Raw genomic sequence first — 23,193 nt, 5'->3', positions numbered from 1 at the left:
CGTCGTGCCAAGGAGTCATGCCATGCGTTTTCCCGTTATCCGCACCCTGACCATCCGTGCCAAGGTGATCGGCCTGTTCGCCCTGCTGACGGCGATTGTCGTGGGCGCCTCGTGCCTGGTGATCCAGCGGATCGATACCATCGGCCAGAGCGTCGACCGCCAGCAGGCCAGCATCGATCGCCAGCTCTCGGCCACCGGCCGCCAGGCCGAACTGATCCGCCAGCAACGGCAACTGGCGCAGCGGGCCCGGGGCGTCAATGTTGCGCAACGCCAGTTGGAGGCGCTGCAGTACTGGTATTCCCACGCGGCGCTCAACGCCGATCCCGAATCCCTGGACAAGGCCCATGCTGCGGACGATGCCCTGGTGGACGCACTCGACGCGCTGGTCGCCGCTCATTCCGGTCTGGCCGACCGGGTCGCGGCGATGAAAAAGACATTGAAAGAATACCGAATGCTCGGCGACAAGATGTTCAGCTACTTCGAGGACTCCATGATGCTGATGGGGCGTTCGATGGGCGAGGCCGCGCGCGACCGGGCGGTGACCCTGACCCGGCAACTGGAGGCCATACGCGAGGATTACCGCCAGCAGGAACAGGCGCTGGGCGATGGCGTTCTGGAAGCGGGCGATGCGGTGTCGGCCGCCAGCGGTGCGGTGGCCGATTCGGTGGCGGCTATCCGCAGCGACGTCGACCGGGCCACTGGCGTCAGTCTGGGCATGATGGCGGCGATGGCCGGGGTGGCCGTGCTGTTCGGCGGCATTTTCCTGCGTTCCGTGCTGCGGCCGATTCGTGCCCTGGGCCGGCGGATAGACCAGATCCAGACCCACAACGACCTGACCGCCAGTCTCGATTACCGGCGTGACGACGAACTGCAGGTGATCAGCCAGGCCTTCGACGGCATGCTGGCCCGCTTCCGCGCCTTGATTAGTCAGTTGGGCCTGTCTACCGCCGAGCTCGGCGATGTGGCGACCCACGGGCGTGAAGGCAGTGGTGCGCTGACTCGTCAGGTGGACCGGCAACTTCAGGAAACCAGCCTGGTGGCTACCGCCACCAACCAGATGACGGCCGCCGCTGACGGTATCCAGGCCAGTACCGGCGAGGCCGCCCGCCTGGCGGAGGAAGTCAGCGAGCTGACGGCGCAGGGCGGTACGGCGGCGGAGGCATCGGTGCGCGCGATGGAGTCCCTGACCGGTCGCATCGACACCGCCAGTCAGGTAATCCATCAACTGGCCGAGCGCAGCGACGCCATCGGCACCGTGCTGGACGTGATCCGGGAAATCGCTGAGCAGACCAACCTGCTGGCGCTGAACGCGGCGATTGAAGCGGCCCGGGCGGGGGAGTCCGGACGCGGCTTTGCGGTGGTGGCCGACGAAGTGCGCGGCCTGGCTGGTCGTACCGGCGACTCCACCGTGGAAATCCGCAGCCTGGTGGAGAACCTGCAGGCTGACGCCCGGCGGGCGGTGGCGGAAATCCGCGACAGCCTGGACGAGAGCCGCGAGACCGTGGAGGCGATCCGCCGCTGCCGTGGCAGCCTGATGGATATCGAAGCCAAGGCTGGCCAGATGCAGCACATCAACCAGCAGGTGGCCCAGGCCACAACGGAGCAGGGAGATGCCATCCAGAGCATCGACCGCAACCTCACCAACCTCACCCGCCAGATCGAGGCGATCAACGAACACGCGTCGGAAACAGGTCGCCGTACCGAACGATTGGCGGCGATGGGAAATGAACTACAGGGGGCGGTATCGCAGTTCAGGTATTGAGAATATGGAGTGGGTCGTCTTCCCCCTCTCCCCTGGTGGAAGACGGTTGGGGAGAGGAGGGAGAAGCCGACTGATCAGGTGCGGCTGGTCACTTCCAGCAGGTGATAGCCAAACTGGGTCTGGATCGGGCCCTGGACCTGGTTGACCTCACCGTTGAACACGGCCTTGTCGAACTCCGGTACCATCTGGCCCGGGCCGAAGGTGCCCAGGTCGCCGCCATTGCGGCCGGACGGGCAGGAGGAATGCTGACGCGCCAGTTCGGCGAAGTCCGCACCGTTTTCAATCTGTTGCTTGAGCTCTTCGCACTTTGCTTCAGTGTCGACCAGGATGTGACGTGCGGTTGCCTGTGCCATGATAGTAGTCCTTGCGTTTACCGGGTGGATAGACCGGGAATGCTGCCCGTGCGCGCCGCCGGAGGCAAGTTTTTTGTGAACCAAAAGGACGTGTGGCCTGTCAGTAGGAACGGATGAGGCCGGCCCGCTGGACCATGGAATTCCGGAAGTACACTCAATGACGTCACGATCCCGATGGCAGGCTGTCACCGTACTGGGTGTCGCCCTGAGCCTGTGCGGTTGCTCCGTGTTCCAGCAGCGGGACCGGATGGCCCAGTTCAACAGTGCCTACAGCCAGGGCCAGTACGCCCGGGCGGCGGGGGCGATGCAATTCGACGCCGCCAAGGGGCAGAGCGGCGGTGGCAGGCACGTGCTGGAATTGCTGCACCAGGGCGAAGCCTACCGGCTGGAAGGCGATTTCAAAGACGCCATCGATGCCTTCGACCGGGCCGAAGACGGCATGAAGTACCTGGACACCGAGGGCTTCGCCTCGGCGGCGTCCGAGAACGTCATGTCGGTGCTGGTCAACGAATCCACCCGGGATTACCGGGCCCTGATGTCCGAAGCGATCCTGGTCAACACGTACAAGGGGCTGTCGTTCCTGGCGCTGGGCAATACCGCCGACGCCCGCGTGGAGTTCAATCGCGCCGACGACCGCACCCGCCGGGCCGTGGATTTCTTCTCCGAGGAAATCGCCGAACAGAAACGCGCCCTGCGCAACGATCCCGCCAACGCCCGCATGGTCCAGCAGAGCATCGACAGTGGCAGCATGCGTTCGGTGCTGAGTTCCCATTACGGCGATCCCGGCGGCTGGAGCGTCTACCCGGATTACATCGTGCCGGCCAGCACCTACCTGCACGGTCTCTACTTCCTGGCCACGGGCCAGGGCAGCTCCGACATTGAACGGGCCGCCACGTCACTGCAGCGCGTGGCGCAGATGGCGCCGGGCAACGCCACGCTGAAAGCGGATGCGACGCTGGCGCAGGCTCTTGCTGCCGGCAAACGCTCCCGGGCGGACCTGCCGCCGCAGGTCTGGGTGATGTACGAGAACGGCCTGGGGCCGGTGCTGGAAGAGGTGCGCTTTGACGTGCCCCTGTTCTATTCCCACCGCGGCAATGCCTCGATGATCCTGACCGGCATCGCGCTGCCGCGTTACCGGGACCGGGCTTCGGTCGCCGGACACGTACAGGCGAGCACGCCCACGATTCAGGCGGCGACGGACGATTTCGCCAGCATGGGTAAGGTCATTCGCACCGAAATGCAGGCGCGCTTCCCCAGTATCCTGACCCGGGCCATCTCCGCAGCCGTGGTCAAGGGCGCGATGCAGTACCAGGCAACCGAGTCCTTTGGCATTGCCGGTCAGTTGGGCTCGATCATCTATTCCCTGGCCACCACCCAGGCGGACCTGCGCGGTTGGCAGGCGATGCCGAATCATTGGGAAGTGACGCGCCTGGAACGTCCGGCCGATGGCGAGGTCGAACTGTCCGACTCCGTGCGCGGGCGACTGGGGACGCTGGATGTCCCGGATCAACCCTTTACGCTGATTTACGTGAAACGGCCTACCGCCGCCGGACCCGCTACAGTAATGTTACTGGACCTGCAGGGAAGGCGGCCGGGCCAGTGCCTGGTGTTGGCCGGCGGCGGGGCGGATCCCCGGTCATGCGGCGGTACTTGATGGAGGAAACCATGATCCGAATGAAGTCTTGGCTGGTGCTGTTTGGATGGCTGACGTTGTTGACCGGCTGTGCGCTGGTCCAGCCGGAGCGGGAATACACCCAGCGGGATGACCTCAAGGTCGACCCGGAAATTCGCCAGTCCCTGGTGGTCCAGGAGCTGCTCGATCAGCGGGTGAGCACACCCAACGGCAGCCTGCTGCGCATCCAGTTCTCGGTCCAGGCCTATCAGGACACCGACATGGAGTGGGCGGTGACCTGGTTCGACGACGATGGCATGGTGGTCCGGGGCGTTGGCGAAGGCTATCGCCCCGCGCGTATCCTGCGGGACCAGACCCGATTCTTTACCGCGACAGCGCCCCAGGAACGGGCTGTCAGCTTCCAGTTGCATCTACGTGAGGACCGTCAGCCATGAGTTTGAAAGGCATCTCCCGATCCATGCTGGCCCTGGGCGCGGCCAGCGTTCTGCTGGCCGGTTGCGCCACGCCGACCCGCTACGTCGACCCGGCCGCGGACGACGGCCCGGTGGCCATGACCCTCGATTACCGCGACTTCGAGCGTGCGGCCGACGACGCCGTGCAGGACCTGCTGGCCAGCGGCGCCGTGGACAAGCCCGGTGGCGATCGGTACATCATGGTGGTCAGCCGCATCACCAACGACACCATGCAGCGCATCGACACCGACCAGCTCACCAAGAAGATCCGGGTGGCGCTGCTGCGCTCCGGCAAGGTGGTTACGACCACCGCGGTGGGCGTCGATGGACCCGAGGACGAGATGAACATGCAGGCCCGGGAACTGCGCAACAACGAGGAATTCGACCAGTCCGGCGTGCAGCAGAAAGGCACGCTGCAGGCACCGGATCTGAGCCTGTCCGGCAAGATCATCCAGCGCAACCACAAGGTCGAGGACGAACAGCAGGTGGAATACTACTTCCAGCTCAGCCTGACCGATCTTCGCAGCGGGTTGGCCACCTGGGAAAACGAAACACCGATCATCAAGCGCGGGTCCAACGATACCGTGGCCTGGTAAACCGGGGCTCAGGCCGGCGTCAGCACGAAGCCGGCGTGGGGCACGTGAATGTGGACGCGGCCAACGCGGTCGTGGTCGTGGGCGACGACCCAGCGTTGACCATCGTCCGCGAGCAGTTGGCCGGTGACCGGGATCCGGCCGTAGTCGTTCGGCGTGATGCTCACGGGGCTGCCCAGTTGGGGATGATCCCGGCCGTCCGGCAGAGGGCGCGGTTCGCTGTCCCGGGCCGCCTGCAGAGCCTGCCCGGCGGTGATGGGCCGCACCTCGCCGTGTCCGAAGGCACGCATGCGGGCCATCCAGGCGCGTACCCGCGGTGCTTCCCGCAGGACCGGCTTGCCCGCCAGATCCGCCACGAACCAGAGGCCGTGGTAAGCGGAAAAGTCCGCCACGCAGGGCCGGTCGCCGAACAGGAAATCCGCCTCCAGCCGTTTCTCCAGATCCTCGACGTGCGCCGCGACCCGGCGGCGCGCCTGCTTGGGCCCCATGGCCGGCACCCTGGCCTGGCGCCCCATCTGGATGCGGTCCTTGAGAAACCGGTAGGTGTGCAGGATCGAGGTGCAGCGCACCAGCTTGAACAGCAAACTGCCGCCGCTGGCCGACAGGACGCAGGCCAGGAACACCTCCAGGTCCAGCGTTTGCACGAAGTCCTGCACCGGCTGTGGCTGGCGATCCGGGTCCAGTTCGGAGCGTCCGCTCAGGTGCGCGATTTCCCGGGCGATGGTGCGGGTGTCACAGAACACATCGGCGCCCAACTGCGCCACCGGGATCTTGCGGTAGCCCGAGGCCAGTGGTGCCAGCTCCGGTCGCGGCGGCATTTCCTGCACATCCACCGCCTGCCACGGCAGCTCGGCGTAGCCCAGCATGGCGCGGATTTTCTCGGAGAAGGGGGACAGGGCGTACTGGTGCAGGATCAGGTCAGACATGGGGTCTCCGTGACAAAGACAGGGCTCTCGACCATACAGGCTGCCTTCGCCACCGTCAGCCACAATCGCCTGGCCGAGGGATTCTGGCCCGCAGGGCCAGGCATGATCAACGTCACCGACGACTCGAGGTGGACGTCAAAGGCCTGCGGCCAAGGCTGCTATAGTGGGCGGAAACTCAGGCCCACGGTGAGGCCGAATCGCTGACCAAGCAGGAGTAGAAACATGTACATCGCCATGAACCGTTTCCGTATTGCACCGGGCAAGGAAGAGGCCTTCATCGAGATCTGGCGCAACCGGGAGACCTATCTCGACGAGGTACCGGGCTTCCAGTCGTTCACGCTGCTGCAGGGACCGAGCTACGAGGATCACACGCTGTTCTCGTCCCACAGCGTATGGGAGTCCGAGGAAGCCTTCGTCAACTGGACCAAGTCCGAGGCGTTCCGTAAGGCCCACGCCAACGCCAAGCCGGCCAAGGACATCTACCTGGGCCCGCCCCAGTTCGAGGGCTTCCAGTCAGTCCTGTAAGTCGGTACACACTCAACATTGCCGTGCCGGGAAGTCTGTTCCCGGCTACGGCACCTCCCGGCTGATGGCCGCGGCCGCTTCCCGCCCCTCACGACGTAACCCTTCTCTGACGCCCTCCCGGTTGCGCTCCGGCTGGTTCTGACTGGCCTTGGTGGCGCCTTCCAGGCGGTCGACGGTGATCTCCAGGCCGACCAGGGCGTTGGTCATTCGCTCGATGTAGTCCGCCGGGGCGTCATCCACCTGCCAGGCTTGCGGGCGCCCGCTTTCGTTGTCGTGGGTCAGTCGGTCCAGGTGTTGCCGCAGCCAGTCCCGATCCTGTACCACCACGGCGTTTCCGTGGGCGTGGATGACCTGGTAGTTCCAGGTGGGCACGGCCTTGCCGGTTTCCTGCTTGGTGGCGTACCAGTTGGGGGAAATGTAGGCGTCGGGGCCGTGGAAGATCACCAGCACGCGCGGTGACCGCTGGAGCTGTTGCCACACCGGGTTGGCCTGCGCCACGTGGCACTGGAGATGGCCGGCGTCGTCCAGGTGGAAGGGCAGGTGGTTGGCGACCGGCCCCTCCGGTCCCGAGGTGACCAGGGTGCCGAATCCGCGCTCGCGGATCAGCGCCCGCATCCGCTGCTCATCCTGCTCGGCAAAGTGCTTGGGCACGTGCATCGTCAACTCCCGGTTGATGGCTGACGGATCAGTATAGGCGGGCCGGGAGGCAGGATGAAGGTACAGGCGGCGGGCGTGACGACCGGAACAGTCAGGCCGCCGCGCTGTGCCGGGCCAGGGTCTGGGAAGGGCGCTCGCCGAACAGCTGCTTGTAGTCGGACGAGAACTGGCTCAGGTGATAGAAGCCGTTGTAACCGGCGGCATCCGAGACCGACGGGGCGTCGCCGTTGCTGAGCATCCGCTTGACCCGGTTGAGCCGGGTGACTCGCAGGAACTGCAGGGGGCTGATGCCCAGAATGCTCTCGAAGCTGTATTGCAGGGTGCGGCGGCTGACGCAGGCCAGTTCGCACAGCTCCGCCATGGTGACCGGCAGGTCGCCGGCGTTTTCCACGTAATCCTTGATGCGCTCCACCACCGCCTTGCGATGCTGGTAGCTGGGCGCGACCGACGCGTTGGGGGTTTCCCGTTCCAGGGTTTCCAGCAGGGCCATCATCAGCAGGTCGTGGTGGATGCTACCGTCCAGGTTGCCGGCGTCCGCCTGCACGATGCGGGTGATCAGGTAGCGCACGTTGCGCAGGGTTTCTTCCGGCAGGGTGAGCCGGGCCACGCGGCGGGCGTCTTCGGTAGAGATGGCCACGCCCTGGGAGTCGGCGGTTTCCAGCAGTGCCGTCTCCCGTACCACGATGCCCAGCATGTCAAAGCCGGCCGGGGTCACCAGTTCGAACTGGGTGCTGCCTGGGCGGCACAGGATGTCGGTGGCATCCAGCGTCTGGCCGTTGACCCGGCAGTCCTGCCAGTTGCTGGGCAGCCCGAACCAGATGGCGTCGGGCCAGACCAGACACTGCTGGCGCAGGGCGTGGCTGCTGTGTTCGTTGTACACCTGCATGCCGTCCAGGTGCAGCTCGTCGATGCGGCCGTAGAAGCGTCCGGCGCTGAGCTGGTCGTATTCCTGATGCCAGTTGGTCAGGTTGTCGGCCTGTTCGTGGGCGTCATCCGTAATGGATGTGCACCGGGTTGGTGCGCTGCGCGGTTTTTTCTGGTGCACGATCGCCTCCGACGTTTCGGCCGATCTCTCCATCATGGTCGCCATATCCTGCCTTTGCCACTGAGCTTTAGTGCCTAATCCCGTAGCACTTTCGTCTCGTTTCAGGTTTGCCAATTTTCGATAACCCGGCTCACGGGGCGGCGTTACAGTGGAATAACAGAGCAATATCCGTTCCCCGCGCCAGGCGTCGGGGCAGAAGAGGCAGGACCGCGTATGCAACAACGATACTCCTACACCCTGGGCGGCCGGACCTGGAACTTCCGGAACCTGGCGGATCTGATGGCCAAGGCCACGCCGGCCCGGTCCGGAGACCGGCTGGCGGGCGTGATGGCGGACTCGGACGAAGAGCGGGTGGTGGCCCAGATGTGCCTGGCGGAGGTGCCGCTCAAGACCTTCCTGAACGAGGCCCTGGTGCCCTACGAGGAGGATGAGGTCACCCGGCTGATCCTGGACAGCCACGATCGCAGTGCCTTCGAGCCGGTCAGCCACCTGACGGTGGGCGATTTCCGCAACTGGCTGCTGGGCGACGCGGCGTCCAGCGACATGTTGGCCCGCATCCGGCCCGGCCTGACCCCGGAGATGGTGGCCGCGGTCAGCAAGATCATGCGCAACCAGGACCTCATTCTGGTCGCCCGCAAGTGTCGGGTGGAAACCGCGTTTCGCAACACCATTGGCCTGGAAGGGCGCCTGTCCACACGGCTGCAACCCAATCACCCCACCGATGACGCCACCGGGATCGCCGCCAGCATCCTCGACGGCCTGCTCTACGGCAGCGGCGACGCGGTCATTGGCATCAACCCGGCCACCGACAACGTGGCCCAGGCCAAGCAGCTGATGCAGCTTATGGACGAGGTGATCCGCAAGTACGAGATTCCCACCCAGTCCTGCGTGCTGACCCATGTGACCAACACGCTGGAAGCGATCGAGCAGGGCGCGCCGGTGGATCTGGTGTTCCAGTCGATCGGCGGCACCGAGGCCACCAACCGCAGCTTCGGTTTCGGCCTGTCGACGCTGAAGGAAGCGCGGGACGCGGCACTGTCCCTCAATCGCGGCAGCGTCGGCCAGAACGCCATGTACTTCGAGACCGGGCAGGGCAGCGCGCTGTCCGCCAACGCCCACCATGGCCTGGACCAGCAGACCTGCGAGGCGCGTAGCTACGCCGTGGCTCGCGAATTCAAGCCGCTGCTGGTGAACACGGTGGTGGGCTTTATCGGCCCCGAATACCTGTTCGACGGCAAGGAAATCATCCGCGCCGGACTGGAAGACCATTTCTGCGGCAAGTTGCTGGGCGTGCCCATGGGCTGCGACATCTGCTACACCAACCACGCCGAGGCCGACCAGAACGACATGGACAACCTGCTGACCCTGCTGGGGGTGGCCGGTTGCACCTTCATCATGGGCATCCCGGGCTCCGACGACATCATGCTCAACTACCAGACCACCTCCTTCCACGATGCCCTCTACGCCCGTCGCGTGCTGGGGCTGAGTCCGGCGCCGGAGTTCGAGGCCTGGCTGGAGCGCATGGGCGTGTTCGACGACGTGCGCCGCCACGAACCGGCGGCGACCCTGCCGGGTCTGTTCGGCCCCAGTCTCAAGCGCATTACCGGAGGTGCGTCATGAGCGATCGCAACAAACCCCCGGTGATCGACAACCCCTGGCGCGCCCTGCGCCAGTACACGGACGCCCGTATTGGTCTGGGCCGCGCCGGCATCAGCCTGCCCACCTCGGAGATGCTCGAATTCCAGCTGGCTCACGCCCGTGCCCGGGATGCGGTGCACTTCCCGCTCGACGTGGATCGCTTGCTGGAGGAACTGGCGGCACTCGAAAGCCCGCAGCTGAGCGCCGTGGCGCCGCTGCGGCTCCACAGCCAGGCCGATGACCGGGCGACCTACCTGCAGCGGCCCGACCTGGGGCGGGAGCTGTCCCCCGCGTCCAGCGAAAAACTGGCTGAACCCGATCTGGCCACGGACGGCTACGACCTGGCGCTGGTGGTGGTCGACGGCCTGTCGTCCTCGGCGGTGCTGGCCAACGCCGTGCCGTTTCTAAGTGCTTTCCTGCAGGACCTGGGGCAGGAGCGCGACGACTGGCGTCTGGCGCCGCTCACCGTGGTGGAGCAGGGCCGCGTGGCCATCGGCGATGCCGTGGGCGCGGCGCTCAAGGCCCGGGTGGTGGCGGTGCTGATCGGCGAGCGGCCGGGGCTCAGTTCGCCGGACAGCCTGGGGCTGTACCTCACCTGGAATCCGCGGCCCGGGCTCAACGACGCCGACCGCAACTGCGTGTCCAACGTGCGGCCCGCCGGGCTGCCGGTGGAGCAGGCGAGCCAGCGGCTGCTGTATCTATTGCGCGAAGCCTTCCGCCTGAAACTGTCGGGCGTGGGGCTCAAGGACCGTACCGAGGAAGTGGTGGTCGATGCTTCGTCGGATAACAGGAATTTCCTCACTCACTAAAACCATAACGATTCAAAAAACCACAACGATTCCATAAAACGAAGGCTCTTCTGGAGAACGCAATGACGACACACAACGTGGATGACGAGTACCTGGCCAAGCGCCAGTTAAAAAAGGGAACCGCCGGCTGGGTGCTGCTGGCGGGGCTGGGGGTGTCCTATGTGATTTCCGGCGATTTCGCCGGCTGGAACTTCGGGATCGGTGAGGCCGGCTGGGGCGGGTTTGCCGTGGCCATGGCGTTGATGGCGCTGATGTACTTCGCGCTGGTGCTGTCCCTGGCGGAGATGTCCGCCGCGATTCCCGCCGCCGGCGGCGGTTACAGCTTCGCCCGCCACGCCATGGGCGCGACCGGCGGCTATCTGACCGGGCTGGCGGTGCTGATCGAGTACGCCCTGGCGCCGGCGGCCATCGTGATCTTTATCGGCGCCGCGGTGGAAGAGCTACTCGGGGTGAACGGGCCCTGGGTCTACGCCCTGTTCTACGCTGTATTCGTGGGCATTCACCTGGCCGGCGTCGGCGAGGCGCTCAAGGTGATGATGGTGATCAGCGGCCTGGCGGTGTTCGCCATCCTGGCCACGGCGATTGCGCTGGTGGGGGATTTCGATGCCGCCAACCTGTTCGACATCGCTCCGTCGGCGGCATCCGGCGCCAGCGAATTCCTGCCGTTCGGCTGGTACGGCGTGTGGGCGGCGCTGCCGTTCGCCATGTGGCTGTTCCTGGCGGTGGAAGGCGTGCCCCTGGCGGCTGAGGAATCCAAGAACCCGGCCCGGGACATGCCCAAGGGCATCATCGGCGCCATGGTGTTCCTGCTGTTCACCGCCGTGTTGGTGGTCTTCCTGCTGGCGGGTGCCGCCGGTGCGGAGATGATCGGCGCCAGTGGCGTGCCGCTGGTGGATGCCCTGAAAGCCACGGATCAGGCGACCCTGGCCACGGTGATCAACGTGCTGGGGCTGGCCGGCCTGATCGCCTCGTTCTTCTCGATCATCTTCGGCTACAGCCGCCTGGTGTTCGCCCTGTCCCGGGCCGGCTACCTGCCCAAGGCCCTGTCCCTGACCAGTAAGCGCAAGGCGCCGGTGTGGGCCCTGGTGGTGCCGGGCGTGTTCGGTTTCCTGGTGTCGCTGACCGGCGAGGGCGACCTGATCCTGGGTATGGCGGTGGTCGGTGCCACCATCTCCTACGCGTTAATGGCCGGCAGTCACATCCTGCTGCGCCTGCGCCAGCCGCACCTGGCGCGCCCCTATAAGACGCCGGGTGGCATGGTCACGTCGGTGATTGCGCTGGTGCTGTCCCTGGTCGCCATGACCGGCGTCTACGCCTTCGACCCGCGGGCGTTCAACTACACCATCGTGCTGTTCGTGATCGGCGCGGTGTACTACTTCGCCTACGGCAAGAACCACCTGGTGGCCAAGACCGCTGAGGAAGAGTTGGCCCTGGTGCTGGATGCCGAGCATTCGCTGGGTGATGAGGACGAGGCGTCCACGGAAGCACGGCCTGCCCAGGCCTGATTTGGAAGAGGGCAAAGAAAAGGCCGGCAGGGAAACCTGCCGGCCTTTCTGTTTGGAGCGTCATGTAGCCGAAGCTTCATCTTCGGAGGACCCGCAAGGGTCCCCTGTGTCGGGATAAACCCGTAACCATCGGCCGTCCCGTCGGGGCGGCTCGGAAGCTAAAGCGTCTGCTACATCGACATTGCGGACGAGTCGCGGCTCAAGCCGGTCCGTCCGACGCCGCCGGTGCTTTTGACGCGGTGGCCTGTTCGCTTTTCCCGGGTGCGCCCGCCAGTGCCCGATACAGATTCACCATGGCCAACACCGATGCGGTCCGGCCCTGTTCCAGGGCGTTCTCGCTGTCCAGTTGCTCGCGTTCGGCATCCAGCACTTCGAAGTAGCCGATGTAACCCTGCTCGTAGCGGGTGCGGGCCAGTTCGGCGGCCTCGCGGGCCGCCCGGGCACTGGCTTGCAGGCGCTCGGTGCGCTCCTGGGCGCGGGCGTAGCGGACCAGGCGGTTCTCGGTTTCCTCCAGTGCGTCGAGAATGGCCTGGCGGTAATTGGCCAGGGCCGCCTGGGCGTCCGCATCCGCGGCGTCGATCCGTGAGCGGACGCGGCCAAAGTTGAGGAACGACCAGTCGATGCCCAGGCCTACGGCCCGGGATTCGGCGCCGGCACTGAACAGATCGCCGCCGTCCACCGCCACGCTGCCCAGCAGGGCGTCGAGGCTGAAGCGCGGGTACAGATCCGCGGTGGCGACGCCAATGTCCGCCGTCGCGGCCGCCAACTGGCGCTCCGCGGCCAGGATGTCCGGCCGGCGGCGCAGCACGTCGCCTGGCGTCCCCGCGGGAATCAGCGGCAGGGCGGACGGCAGCGGTTCGGCCTCGGACAGCTGTGGAATCAGCTCACCGGGTGCTCGGCCAGACAGCACGGCGATGCGATGCATCCGCACCCGCACGTCCGCTTCCAGTTGCGGCAGGGCCGCGCGGGTGCGCTCCAGTTGGGCTTCGGCGCGGCGTTCGTCGAAGCGGGTGCTGCGACCGGCGTCCAGGCGTGAGCGCACGATGTCGAGGGACTCGCGCTGGATGCGGACGTTGTTGCGGGCGACGTCCAACTGCTGCTGCAGGCCGCGCAGCTCGAAGTAACTGGCGGCCACCTCGCCGGCGAGCGAGACGCGTAGGGCGTCCAGCTCGGCGCCGGCAGCCTGCAGGCGCGCGGCCTGGGCTTCGCTGGCCCGGCGCAGGCGCCCGAACAGGTCCAGCTCCCAGCTGGCGTTGGCGCTGACGCGATAGACGTCCACGTCGGCGTCACCGGTGTCGGCCGATGTGCGCTCCGCTTCCGCCAGATGCTGGGAGCGGGCGGAGGCGCTGGCGCCGATGGCGGGCATTCGGTCGGCCCGGGCGCCGCGCAGCAGGGCGTCGGCGCGCTCGAAGCGGGCCAGGGCGGCCTGCAGGGTCTGGTTGTCGGTCATGACGTCGTCGATCAGGTTCGCCAGTACCGGGTCGTTGAACCCACCCCAGAAGCGGGCTTCGTCCGCGGCGGAGAAGGGCGCGCTGTCGCGCGCCTCGCTGAACTGCTCCGGCGCCTGCACATCCGGTGTCTGATAGTCGGGGCCGACGGCGCACCCTGCCAGCAGCAGGGGCGCCAGGGCCAGGTAACGTTTACGCATGTTGGTCTCCGGTCTGGTTTTCCAGGGCGACGGTAGCGGTCTTGTCCAGGGACTTGCCGCTGATCAGACGCAGGGCCACATAGAACACCGGCGTCAGCAGCAGGCCGAACAGGGTCACGCCGATCATGCCGCTGAACACGGTGATGCCCATGGCGTTGCGCACTTCGCTGCCGGCACCGGAGGCCAGCACCAGCGGCACAACGCCGGCAATGAAGGCCACGGAGGTCATGATGATCGGGCGCAGACGCAGTCGGCACGCTTCCAGGGCGGCGGCGATGGTGTCCATGCCTTCCATCTCCTTCTCCCGGGCGAACTCGACGATCAGTATCGCGTTCTTGCAGGCCAGCCCCATCAGGACCACCAGCCCCACCTGGACGAAGACGTTGTTGTCACCGCCGGTGAGCCAGACGCCGAACAGCGCCGCCAGCAGACACATGGGCACGATCAGGATCACCGCCAGCGGCAGCACCCAGCTCTCGTAGAGCGCGGCCAGCACCAGGAACACCAGCAGCACGGCCAGCGGGAAGACCACCATGGCGGCGTTGCCCTGGGTGATCTGCTGGAAGCTGAGGTCGGTCCAGGCGATGTCCATGCCGCGCGGCAGCGTCTGTTCCGCCACCTCGGCGACCTTGTCCAGGGCCTCGCCGGAAGACAGCACGGCCGGGTCGGACTGGCCGATCAGGTCCGCCGCCGGATAGCCGTTGAAGCGGATCACAGGGTCCGGGCCGAAGCTGCGCTCCAGGGTGACCATGGAGCTGAGCGGCACCATTTCGCCCTGGTTGTTGCGCACGAACAGGTGCTCCAGATCGCTGACGTCGTCCCGGTAGGGCGCGTCGGCCTGGGCGACCACCTGATAGGTGCGCCCGAAGCGGTTGAAGTCGTTGATGTACAGCGACCCGAAGTAGAACTGCAGGGTGCCGAACAGGTCATCCAGGGCAACCCCCTGTGCCTTGGCCTGGCGTCGGTCCACGTCCGCATCCAGCTGCGGCACGTTGGCCTGGTAGGAGCTGAACGGGTAACTCATGCCGTCCTGCTGGCTGAGCGCGCCGGCGAGCTGGTTGGTGGCATTCTGCAGCACCCCGTAACCCGCGCCGGTCTTGTCCTGCACGTAGAGCGAGTAGCCGGAGCCCGCGCCCAGACCGAAGATCGGTGGCGGCATGAAGGAAATGGCAAAGCCTTCCTTGATGCCGGCCAGCTTGCCGTTGATCTCGCCCATGATCTCCTGGGCTGTGCGGTCGCGTTCCTTGAAGTCGTCGAACAGGATGAACACTGTGCCGATGTTGGGCGTGTTGGTGCCCTGCAGCGCGTTGTAGCCGACAAAGGCGGCGGCATCGGCCACGCCGTCGGTGTCCAGGGCGATGTCGCTAACGCTGCGGGCCACGTCTTCGGTGCGGTCGAGCGAGGCGCCTTCCGGCAGGCGGATACTGCCCACCAGATACGTCTTATCCTGGGTGGGGATGAAGCCGCCCGGCACCTGGTCGAACAGGAACACCGTGCCGCCCAGCATGGCGGCGTAGATCAGGAACACCACACCACGGGTGCGCAGGCTGCGACGGACGAACCCTTCGTAGCCCTTGGCGCTGCGGTCGAAGAACCGGTTGAACGGCCGGAACAGCCAGCCGAACAGCCGGTCGATCAGACGCGCGGGCAGGTCCTTGGGTGCGTCGTGGCCCTTGAGCAGGGTGGCAGCCAGGGCCGGCGACAGGGTCAGCGAGTTGATCGCCGAGATCACCGTGGCGATGGCGATGGACGCCGCGAACTGGCGGTAGAACTGGCCGGTGATGCCATCCAGGAAGGCCATGGGCACGAACACCGCGCACAGGACCAGGCAGATGGCGACGATCGGCCCGCTCACTTCGCGCATAGCCTGGTGGGCGGCGGCCAGGGGTTTGAGGCCTTCCTCGATATTCCGTTCGACGTTCTCCACCACCACGATGGCGTCGTCCACCACGATGCCGATAGCCAGCACCATGCCGAACAGGGTCAGCGTATTGATGGAGAAACCCAGCACCGACAGCACCGCGAAGGTGCCCACGATGGAGACCGGCACCGCCAGCAGCGGAATCAGCGAGGCGCGCCAGGTCTGCAGGAACAGGATCACCACCAGCACCACCAGGGCGACCGCTTCCAGCAGGGTGGAGATGACCGCGTCGATGGAGCTGCTGACGAACACGGTCGGGTCGTAGGCCACTTCCCAGGTCAGGCCGTCGGGGAAGTTGTCGTCCAGCTCGTCCATCTTGGCGCGCACGGCGGCGGAGACGTCCAGGGAGTTGGAACCCGGCGACTGGAAGATGGGGATGGCCACCGCCTGCTTGTTGTTCAGCAGGGCACGCAGGGCGTCCTCGGAGGCGGCCAGCTCGGCGCGGCCGATGTCGCCCAGGCGGGTGATTTCGCCGTCGTCGCCGGTTTTGACGACGATGTTCTCGAACTCCTCGGCGGTTTCCAGACGGCCGCGGGCGTTGATGGAAATCAGGAAGTCGTTCTTCTCCGGCATGGGCTGCGCGCCGATCTGGCCGGCCGATACCTGGATGTTCTGCTCACGCACCGCGCGGGAGACGTCGCTGGCGGTGATGCCGTGGGAGGCGGCTTTCTGCGGATCGATCCACAGGCGCATGGCGTAGTCGCCGGCGCCGAACAGGCCGGCCTGACCCACGCCGGGCAGGCGCGCCAGTTCGTCACGGATGTGCAGTACCGCGTAGTTGCGGATGTAGGTGGCGTCGTAGGTGTCGTCCGGCGACAGCAGGTGCACCGCCATGGTCAGGTTGGGCGACTGCTTCTGGGTCGTCACGCCCTGGCGCTGCACGTCTTCCGGCAGGCGCGGCAGGGCCTGGGTGACCCGGTTCTGGACCTGCACCTGGGCGCGGTCCGGATCGGTGCCCAGCTTGAAGGTGACGGTCAGGGCCAGGGTGCCGTCACTGCCGGCGACGGATTTCATGTAGATCATGTCCTCCACGCCGTTGATGGATTCCTCCAGCGGCGTGGCGACGGTCTCAGAGATGGTTTTGGGGTTGGCCCCCGGATAGCTGGCCGTGACCTGGACGCTGGGTGGAACCACGTCCGGGTACTCGCTGACCGGCAGTCCGGGAATGCTGATCAACCCCACCACGAAGATGATGATGGACAGAACCGACGCGAAGATCGGCCTGTCGACGAAGAATCGGGAAAAATTCATGCAAAGGCTCCCTGGGCGTGGCCCGTTCGGGCCACGCCGGATTCAGTAATCGGAGATCGGGAAGTCGGGTTTACTGGGCGCGTGCGACGCGCTGGCTCTCGCGCTGGGCCGGCCGCATGGCCACCTGCTCGGGATGGACCTGCATGCCCGGCATCAGGATTTTCTGCAGCCCATTGACCACCACGCGGTCGCCGGCTTCCAGACCGTTCTCGACCACCAGCAGCTCGCCGGAGCGACGGCCAGGCTCGATGTTGCGGCGGCTGACCGTGTCGTCGTCGCCCACCACGTAGACATAGCGGCGGTCCTGGTCGGTCAGAACGGCTTTCTGGTCCACCATCAGGGCGTGCTCCAGCCGGCTGACCGGCATGCTGACGCGAGCGAACTGACCGGGACGGAAGCGGCCGTCGGGATTGGCCATGACCGCTCGGTACTGCAGGGTGCCGGTGCTGGCGTCCAACTGGTTGTCGATGAAGTCGACGACGGCGTCGTGGGCGTAGTCGGCCTCGCCGGCCAGGCGCACGCGTACCTGGGGGTTCGATCCCGCATCCAGGCGGTTCAGCGCTTCCAGGGCGGTTTCCTCATCGCCTTCGAAATAGACGTACAGCGGGTCCACCGACACCACGCGGGTCAGCAGGGTCTGGTCGCTGGTGGCCAGGTTGCCGCGGGTTACCATGGCGCGACTGACGCGTCCGTCGATGGGCGAGCGGATGTGGGTGTATTCCAGATCCAGCTGTGCGCTGTCCAGTTCGGCACGGGCTGCGGCGACGCTGGCGCGGGCTTCATTGAGGGTGGCCTGGCGCTGGTCGAACTCCTCGCGGGAGATGGCGCGGCTCTCCATCAGGTGCCGCGCGCGCTCGGCTTCGCTGCCGGCCAGCGATAGCTGGCTCTGGGCGCGGGCCAGTTGCGCCTTGGCGGCATCCACATGGGCTTCGTAGGGGCGCGGGTCGATCTGGAACAGCAGGTCGCCCTGCTTCACCAGCTCGCCTTCCTCAAAGGCGACTTCGTCGATGTAGCCGCTCACGCGCGGGCGCAGGTCAACGCTCTCGGGGGCGGCAATACGGCCGGTGAAACCGTCCCAAAGGGTGACGGCATCGGACTCGACCTGGGCGACATCCACCGCCGGCGGTGGCGGCGCGGCGGCGGCTTCCTCACTGTGGGCCTCGCAGCCGACCAGTCCCACGGCGGTGGCGAACAACAGCGTCAATGTCAGAAGCGGGGTACGTATTCCTTGCAGATGGGCGTCCATCGGATGCGTTCTCCTGGTCAAATATCGGATATCCAGCAAACAGTTCGGCTTGGCACGGTCTGACGCGGGGCCGCTCTCCGTTCTGGTTGGTTGCCGGGGACGGCGGGGGAGCTGCGGCGTTTCGCTGTGCGTCGATAACGTGTGACTAATCTAATGGTTGTCCCGCGAACGGCGGTATCCGGTTTCTCTGTGAAGGTTGCCTGATTCTCTAGAAAGGCTTGAAAGGAATTCTGGGCGTGTGGTTTCGGAAGTGTCGCAAAGGCGGGCTGCTCGATCGTTTGTTCAGCTTGTCATGTAATCGTAATACTCCGTATATAAAGAGTTTTTATTCCGTTTGTCGAGAATTACCGCGCCGGGAGCAGAGGGGTAAAGCGCTTGTGAGTGGAAGTGCTCAGGAGAATTGGATTATCCATTAATCCAGCCGGGATCGTTGCCTGTTACTGTCCGGTGATTGCCTAATCCTGTCGAATTGGGTCAACATGAACCCGGTGGGCCATTTTCCATGCGTATACTGGTCACCGTTTTGATAGCCGTGGCGACTCCATCGTCCCGGCCATGCCCCAGGAGACCTCACTGTGCCTGAACCTCATTCCCCCATCGTTGAGCAGAAACCGTTTGCCCGAGCGCACGGCCGCGTCGCCGTCCAGCACGGTCCGGACAAGTCCCCTCTTGCCGGCGCGGGTGTTCGTGCCGAGCAGGAATCGGACAGCGCTCTGGAACCGCTGCGCCAGGAGCTGGCGGGGCGGGTCCGGCGCAGTGCCCTGGAGCAGCAGCAAATCAACGCGACGGCGATTCCAGGCCTGGAAACGTTCCGTTCGGAAACTTCCACCAGTTGTGTGTCTACCGTTTACACGCCGTCGCTCGCGTTTATTGTTCAGGGCGCCAAATCGGTGAACTTCGGCGATCGCGAGTTGACCTACGGGCCGCTGTCCTACCTGGTGTCATCCGTACACATGCCGGTGCTGGGTCGAATCGTGCACGCCTCGTCTGACGAGCCCTACCTGGCCCTGAAGGTGGATGTGGATCCGCAGGAAGTAAGCAACCTCGTGCTGGAGCTGGGCAGCCAGCTGCCGCTGGATGCCGCTGAAGCGGAAGCCTGCCCGGAAGCCAGCTGTGGCCTGTGCCTCGCGCGGATGGATCGCGGCATGCTCGATGCCGTCAACCGGCTGATGAGTCTGCTGGATTCACCGCGGGATGTGCCGATTCTGGCGCCGCTGGCCCGGCGTGAGATCATCTATCGGGCGCTGATCGGTGAGATGGGCGCGCGCATGCGCAAGTTTGCCGTGGCGGATTCCCAGGTGCACCGGGTGTCCCGTGTCATTGCGGTGCTCAAGGACCGCTACACGGACAGCTTGCGGGTGAAGGATCTGGCTGAAGAGGTGAACATGAGCGAATCCGCGCTGTTCCACACCTTCAAGCAGGTGACGCGGATGTCGCCGCTGCAGTTTCAGAAAAAGCTGCGCCTGCACGAAGCCCGGCGCCTGATGCTTTCGGAAGGACTGGAGGCGGCGACCGCCAGTTACCGGGTGGGCTATGAGAGCCCGTCCCACTTCAGTCGCGAATACAGTCGCCTGTTTGGCGCGCCGCCCCGGGCGGACGTGATCAAGCTACGCGGTGAGCAGTCGGTGTCCGCCTGAAGCGATCAGGCGGGTGAGGTCTCGATGCGGTCTTCGGCGATCTCCCGGAAGCTGGCGATGAGAGTCGCCGGTTCCTGGGCGCCGGAGATCAGGTAGCGCTGGTTGACGATGAGCGCCGGCACACTCTGAATGCCCGCCATCTGGTATCGCTTTTCCTCGGCGCGTACCGCCACGGCGTAGCGGTTTGAGTCCAGCAGCTGGCGCGCGGCTTCGCCGTCCAGTCCTGTGGCTTCCACGCAGCGACACAGCACCGCCGGGTCCGAGATGTTGGCTGCCTCGCCGAAGTAGGCGTCGAAAAAGGCCAGCTTGAGGTCCGTCTGCCGGTTCTGTTCCTTGGCCCACTGCAATAGCCGGTGGGCGTCGAAGGTATTGCGCGAATAGCGTTTCTGCAGTCCATCGAAATTCAGGCCCAATTCCCGGGCGATGACCATCATGTTGGCCTGGTTGGCTTCCATTTCAGCGGGACTGCGGCCGTACTTGCGGCTGAGATGTTCCAGAATCGGCTCACCGTCGAGGGACATGTCCGGGTTGAGCTCGAACGCATGCCAGTCGATGGTGAACGCCAGTTCGTTTTCCAGTGCCTTCATGGCTTGCCTGAGGCGTGCATAACCAATGGCGCACCACGGACACGCAACATCCGACACGATGTCGATCCGCAACGTTTTCATGGTGATACTCCTGATGCCTGAGGCGATGGATAAGGATGCACTGCCCCATGATGATACCGGGAAGTGGCCGTTTGTTCATCTTTCAGGCCGATCCTCGCCACCGTCCGGGTCCAGCAGGCGGGGACCGGCGCCGTCTTCCGCCAACTGATCGCCCGGGTTTCTCAGCCGGCAGGCGTCCACCGACAGGCAGCCACAACCGATGCAGTCGCCGAGCTGGTCGCGCAGTTGGGTCAGTTGCTCAATGCGTTCGGTCAACTCCTCGTGCCACTGGTTTGAAAGTTGCTTCCAGTCTTCGGCGGTCAGGCTGCGGTTGGCGGGCAGGGCGTCCATGGCCCGACCGATCCCGGCGAGGGGGATGCCGAGCTTCTGGGCCACCTTGATCACCGCGAGGCGACGCAGTACATCGCGGTGAAACCGTCGTTGGTTACCTTCGGTGCGCCAACTCCGCACCAGGCCCTTGTGCTGATAGAAATGGATCGCGGACACGGCCACGCCGCTGCGCCGGCTGACCTCGCCGATGGTGAGCGGCTTGTGTCGATCCACGGATTTTATTGTGGTCATTGAATTCTCCAATGATAGTCGTGATTGACCTCAAGTTTAGTTGAGGTTCTAGGCTATCCGTCAATCCTGGACACACCAGGGAAATCGAGACGAGGGAGAATGCCATGAGGAAACCAATACGCATCGGGCTGGTCATGGGTAGTGTCCGGGAGGGACGTCTTTGCGACACGGTGAGCGCCTGGGTCATGCGAACACTGCAGGGGAACGGTGATCTGTCGCTGCGGGTGATCGACCCGCTGCGGCTGGGTAGCGCCGATGCCGAGCATCGGTTAGGGCAGCAACTGGACGCCGTGGACGGTTTTATCGTGGTGACGCCGGAGTACAACCACAGCTTTCCCGGGCCGTTGAAACAGCTGATCGACACGTTCTTCCATGAGTGGCAGGCCAAGCCGGTGGCCTTCGTCAGTTACGGCGGACTCTCCGGGGGCATTCGTGCGGTGGAGCAGCTGCGGCTGGTGTTCGCCGAACTCCACGCGGTCACACTGCGCGATGCGGTGGCCCTGCCGCAGGTCTGGGATCGCTTCGATGCGTTCGGGGAGTTGAACGATGCCGGCCGGACCACCGCCTCGCTGGAGCGCATGGCGTCGCGGCTGGCCTGGTGGGCACGGGCCATGCAGCGGGCCCGGGCGGAAGAACCTTATGACCAGGCGGTGTGAGGCGCGGATGTCTCGCATGGCTGGCGATCGAATTCGAAAGGAAAACAGGTAACGGGGAACCGTAAATGGATGAATCCTATCTGTACTGGGTGACACCGGCGACGCAGTGGAGCGCTCTTTGCCGTGGCAGCGGTCAGTCCGGCACCGGGCCCACCGTCATCGAGCTTTGCCGCCGCCAGGCGGTGGAGTCGCAAACGGTCCGGCAATTTCGGCCCGGTGACTTTCCCGTCGCCGTGGCGCTGGATCGCGCGGCGCTGGAACGCCGCCGGCCGGAACTTGCACTCGCCTCGGGTCCGTTTACCTGGCCCCACGGGCTTGAACGGGAATGGATCGTCGGGGTCCATATCCTGCTGCTGGAGGAGCGCGACGGGGTTTTGTCCTGTCGCATGAAGCCCGAGCCCATGGCGCGTCCGTCTCGAAAGGGCACGCGCCGCCAGGGATCTGTCGGGCACGGCTGCGCAGGTCGGAGCGACATATCCGCCCGCTGCGTTTGCTGACACAATAGCCGACTTTGTGCGGACAATCGGACGGCAAGGCCTGCAGCCGGTCGCCGTCCGGTTTCCGGGAACGTCAGGACGACGCCGCTGGACGCTGTCTGCTGTGCCACGGCCAGCGGTGTCCCGAATCAGGGATGCGCATGCAGCACAAGGTCTGGATCGACTATCTCCGCGTCATCGCCATCGTGGCGGTGATTGCCATACACGTCAGTACCGTTTTCTATAAACAGCTCGGCGAGATCAGTGGCTTCGACTGGTGGTTCGCCAACCTGCTGGATTCCGCCAGCCGGTTCTCCGTGCCGTTGTTTGTCATGGCCTCCGGTGCCGTGCTGTTGGGGCGCGAGATCAGCCCCGGGACCTTCCTGCAGAAACGCGCCTGGCGTCTGCTGCCGCCATTGATACTGTGGAATCTGGTGTACCTGGTGGCGGGTTATTTCCTGTGGAACCCGGACCAGCGTTCACTGCTGGACATGACGCTCACCATGGTCCGTGCCGGACATGCCTACGGGCATCTCTGGTACCTCACCATGTTCACCTGCCTGATGCTGTTCGCGCCCTTCGTCAACCAGTACCTGCGCGGCGAGGCGCCGCGCGGCGTCGATCTGCTCTGGCTGGCAGGGCTGTTCGTGCTGTTTGCGTTGATGACCCAGGGCGCCGTGCTGGTCAGATATGTGGCCGACTCGGAGATCAAGTGGTTCGCGGTCTTCCCGCTGTACCTGCTGTATTTCGTCGGTGGCTACGCGCTGGACCGCTACGACGACCGGCTGCGATGTCCCGCTGCCGTGCTGGTGGGGATCGTTGTCGCGACGGTGCTGGTGGGCGCCCTGGGCAACTGGCTGCTGTTCCGCCACACCGGGCTCGACGAGGACTTCCTGGTGCTCAGTAATCGGGGGCTGCTGGTGATTGCCTGCACCTTCGCCATCTTCCGGCTGCTGCGCCAGAATGCCCATCGGCTGAAGCCCCGGGCGTCGATCAGTGCCTGGTCCGATGCCAGTTTTGGCATCTACCTGATCCACCCGCTGATCATTTTCGCCACCCTGCCTCTGAGTCGCTACTTCGATGGCATGCTGGCGCTGTTCATGGTGCTGGACGTGGCAGCGGTAGCGCTGGTCTCGTTCCTGATCGTGCGGCTGATGCGTCGTTTTGCCTGGTTCCGGCGGGTGAGCTGATCGCAGGCGGCGGACGTACCACTCCCGTCCGCTGCATCATT

Annotated in this window: 21 protein-coding genes; 12 read left to right on the top strand and 9 right to left on the bottom strand. The window is 65.3% G+C overall.

The window, feature by feature from the left end:
- The first annotated feature begins 22 nt into the window (after positions 1 to 22).
- Positions 23 to 1,762, top strand: coding sequence for a methyl-accepting chemotaxis protein (locus tag GQB00_RS08435; protein ID WP_165855902.1), 1,740 nt, complete (start codon positions 23 to 25; stop codon positions 1,760 to 1,762).
- A gap of 74 nt (positions 1,763 to 1,836) precedes the next feature.
- On the opposite strand, the gene GQB00_RS08430 is transcribed toward GQB00_RS08435, so the two are convergent.
- A complete protein-coding gene (locus GQB00_RS08430) occupies positions 1,837 to 2,115 on the bottom strand; it encodes a peptidylprolyl isomerase (protein ID WP_111494670.1) in 279 nt (92 codons plus the stop codon).
- A 157-nt stretch (positions 2,116 to 2,272) separates the two neighbouring features.
- Here GQB00_RS08430 and GQB00_RS08425 point away from each other — a divergent pair, with 157 nt between their 5' ends.
- From GQB00_RS08425 to lpoB, 3 genes are read left to right on the top strand one after another with little or no spacing between them, the layout of a single operon-like run.
- A complete protein-coding gene (locus tag GQB00_RS08425; protein WP_165855901.1) occupies positions 2,273 to 3,769 on the top strand; it encodes a COG3014 family protein in 1,497 nt (498 codons plus the stop codon).
- A 20-nt stretch (positions 3,770 to 3,789) separates the two neighbouring features.
- A complete protein-coding gene (locus GQB00_RS08420; protein ID WP_162628735.1) occupies positions 3,790 to 4,182 on the top strand; it encodes a DUF1425 domain-containing protein in 393 nt (130 codons plus the stop codon).
- Positions 4,179 to 4,796, top strand: coding sequence for a penicillin-binding protein activator LpoB (lpoB, locus tag GQB00_RS08415; RefSeq protein WP_228276684.1), 618 nt, complete (start codon positions 4,179 to 4,181; stop codon positions 4,794 to 4,796). The genes GQB00_RS08420 and lpoB overlap by 4 nt, the downstream gene beginning before the upstream one ends.
- Before the next feature lie 8 nt (positions 4,797 to 4,804).
- On the opposite strand, the gene GQB00_RS08410 is transcribed toward lpoB, so the two are convergent.
- A complete protein-coding gene (locus tag GQB00_RS08410; protein ID WP_165855900.1) occupies positions 4,805 to 5,719 on the bottom strand; it encodes a glutathione S-transferase family protein in 915 nt (304 codons plus the stop codon).
- Positions 5,720 to 5,941: 222 nt separating this feature from the next.
- Here GQB00_RS08410 and GQB00_RS08405 point away from each other — a divergent pair, with 222 nt between their 5' ends.
- A complete protein-coding gene (locus GQB00_RS08405) occupies positions 5,942 to 6,244 on the top strand; it encodes an antibiotic biosynthesis monooxygenase family protein (protein ID WP_111494680.1) in 303 nt (100 codons plus the stop codon).
- Positions 6,245 to 6,289: 45 nt separating this feature from the next.
- Here GQB00_RS08405 and GQB00_RS08400 read toward each other — a convergent pair whose 3' ends face one another.
- Positions 6,290 to 6,901: an FMN-binding negative transcriptional regulator gene (locus GQB00_RS08400; RefSeq protein WP_165855899.1), complete on the bottom strand. Its 612-nt coding sequence runs from the start codon at positions 6,899 to 6,901 to the stop codon at positions 6,290 to 6,292.
- 91 nt (positions 6,902 to 6,992) lie between these two features.
- Positions 6,993 to 7,982, bottom strand: coding sequence for a helix-turn-helix domain-containing protein (locus tag GQB00_RS08395; RefSeq protein ID WP_207950643.1), 990 nt, complete (start codon positions 7,980 to 7,982; stop codon positions 6,993 to 6,995).
- A 177-nt stretch (positions 7,983 to 8,159) separates the two neighbouring features.
- Here GQB00_RS08395 and GQB00_RS08390 point away from each other — a divergent pair, with 177 nt between their 5' ends.
- The 3 genes from GQB00_RS08390 to eat all read left to right on the top strand — a co-directional run bounded on the left by GQB00_RS08390 (position 8,160) and on the right by eat (position 11,898).
- Positions 8,160 to 9,566, top strand: a complete 1,407-nt coding sequence (locus tag GQB00_RS08390; RefSeq protein ID WP_165855897.1) for an ethanolamine ammonia-lyase subunit EutB — start codon at positions 8,160 to 8,162, stop codon at positions 9,564 to 9,566.
- Positions 9,563 to 10,393: an ethanolamine ammonia-lyase subunit EutC gene (gene eutC / locus GQB00_RS08385; protein WP_165855896.1), complete on the top strand. Its 831-nt coding sequence runs from the start codon at positions 9,563 to 9,565 to the stop codon at positions 10,391 to 10,393. Before GQB00_RS08390 ends, eutC begins: the two co-directional genes overlap by 4 nt.
- 62 nt (positions 10,394 to 10,455) lie before the next feature.
- The gene (eat, locus tag GQB00_RS08380; protein WP_165855895.1) at positions 10,456 to 11,898 is read left to right on the top strand and encodes an ethanolamine permease; all 1,443 of its coding nucleotides are present in this window, start codon (positions 10,456 to 10,458) and stop codon (positions 11,896 to 11,898) included.
- 199 nt (positions 11,899 to 12,097) lie between these two features.
- Here eat and GQB00_RS08375 read toward each other — a convergent pair whose 3' ends face one another.
- The 3 genes from GQB00_RS08375 to GQB00_RS08365 all read right to left on the bottom strand — a co-directional run bounded on the left by GQB00_RS08375 (position 12,098) and on the right by GQB00_RS08365 (position 17,964).
- On the bottom strand, positions 12,098 to 13,546 hold the full coding sequence (locus GQB00_RS08375; RefSeq protein ID WP_165855894.1) for an efflux transporter outer membrane subunit: 1,449 nt from the start codon (positions 13,544 to 13,546) through the stop codon (positions 12,098 to 12,100).
- A complete protein-coding gene (locus GQB00_RS08370) occupies positions 13,539 to 16,718 on the bottom strand; it encodes an efflux RND transporter permease subunit (RefSeq protein WP_165855893.1) in 3,180 nt (1,059 codons plus the stop codon). The genes GQB00_RS08375 and GQB00_RS08370 overlap by 8 nt, the downstream gene beginning before the upstream one ends.
- 70 nt (positions 16,719 to 16,788) lie before the next feature.
- Positions 16,789 to 17,964 (bottom strand): efflux RND transporter periplasmic adaptor subunit, encoded by a 1,176-nt coding sequence (locus GQB00_RS08365; RefSeq protein ID WP_165855892.1) that lies wholly within the window; start codon positions 17,962 to 17,964, stop codon positions 16,789 to 16,791.
- Between the two features lie 722 nt (positions 17,965 to 18,686).
- On the opposite strand from GQB00_RS08365, the gene GQB00_RS08360 reads away from it, so the two are divergent.
- Positions 18,687 to 19,601, top strand: a complete 915-nt coding sequence (locus GQB00_RS08360; protein WP_407657827.1) for an AraC family transcriptional regulator — start codon at positions 18,687 to 18,689, stop codon at positions 19,599 to 19,601.
- 5 nt (positions 19,602 to 19,606) lie between these two features.
- Here the strand turns inward: GQB00_RS08360 and GQB00_RS08355 are convergent, their stop codons facing one another.
- Both GQB00_RS08355 and soxR read right to left on the bottom strand, forming a co-directional pair.
- Positions 19,607 to 20,269 carry a DsbA family oxidoreductase gene (locus tag GQB00_RS08355; protein WP_165855891.1) on the bottom strand — a complete coding sequence of 221 codons (663 nt, stop codon included), beginning with the start codon at positions 20,267 to 20,269 and terminating at the stop codon, positions 19,607 to 19,609.
- A gap of 75 nt (positions 20,270 to 20,344) precedes the next feature.
- A complete protein-coding gene (soxR, locus tag GQB00_RS08350; RefSeq protein WP_416234155.1) occupies positions 20,345 to 20,821 on the bottom strand; it encodes a redox-sensitive transcriptional activator SoxR in 477 nt (158 codons plus the stop codon).
- A 113-nt stretch (positions 20,822 to 20,934) separates the two neighbouring features.
- Between soxR and GQB00_RS08345 the strand changes: the two genes are divergently transcribed.
- The 3 genes from GQB00_RS08345 (at position 20,935) to GQB00_RS08335 (ending at position 23,152) form a co-directional block, all read left to right on the top strand.
- Positions 20,935 to 21,486, top strand: a complete 552-nt coding sequence (locus GQB00_RS08345; RefSeq protein ID WP_165855889.1) for an NADPH-dependent FMN reductase — start codon at positions 20,935 to 20,937, stop codon at positions 21,484 to 21,486.
- 65 nt (positions 21,487 to 21,551) lie between these two features.
- Positions 21,552 to 21,983 (top strand): hypothetical protein, encoded by a 432-nt coding sequence (locus GQB00_RS08340; RefSeq protein WP_165855888.1) that lies wholly within the window; start codon positions 21,552 to 21,554, stop codon positions 21,981 to 21,983.
- Between the two features lie 140 nt (positions 21,984 to 22,123).
- Positions 22,124 to 23,152, top strand: coding sequence for an acyltransferase (locus GQB00_RS08335; protein WP_165855887.1), 1,029 nt, complete (start codon positions 22,124 to 22,126; stop codon positions 23,150 to 23,152).
- Positions 23,153 to 23,193: the final 41 nt, after the last annotated feature.

This window comes from Marinobacter sp. JSM 1782161 (assembly GCF_011421605.1).
Taxonomy (GTDB): Bacteria; Pseudomonadota; Gammaproteobacteria; order Pseudomonadales; family Oleiphilaceae; genus Marinobacter_A; species Marinobacter_A bohaiensis.
This window is presented reverse-complemented; position numbering and strand designations above follow the sequence as displayed.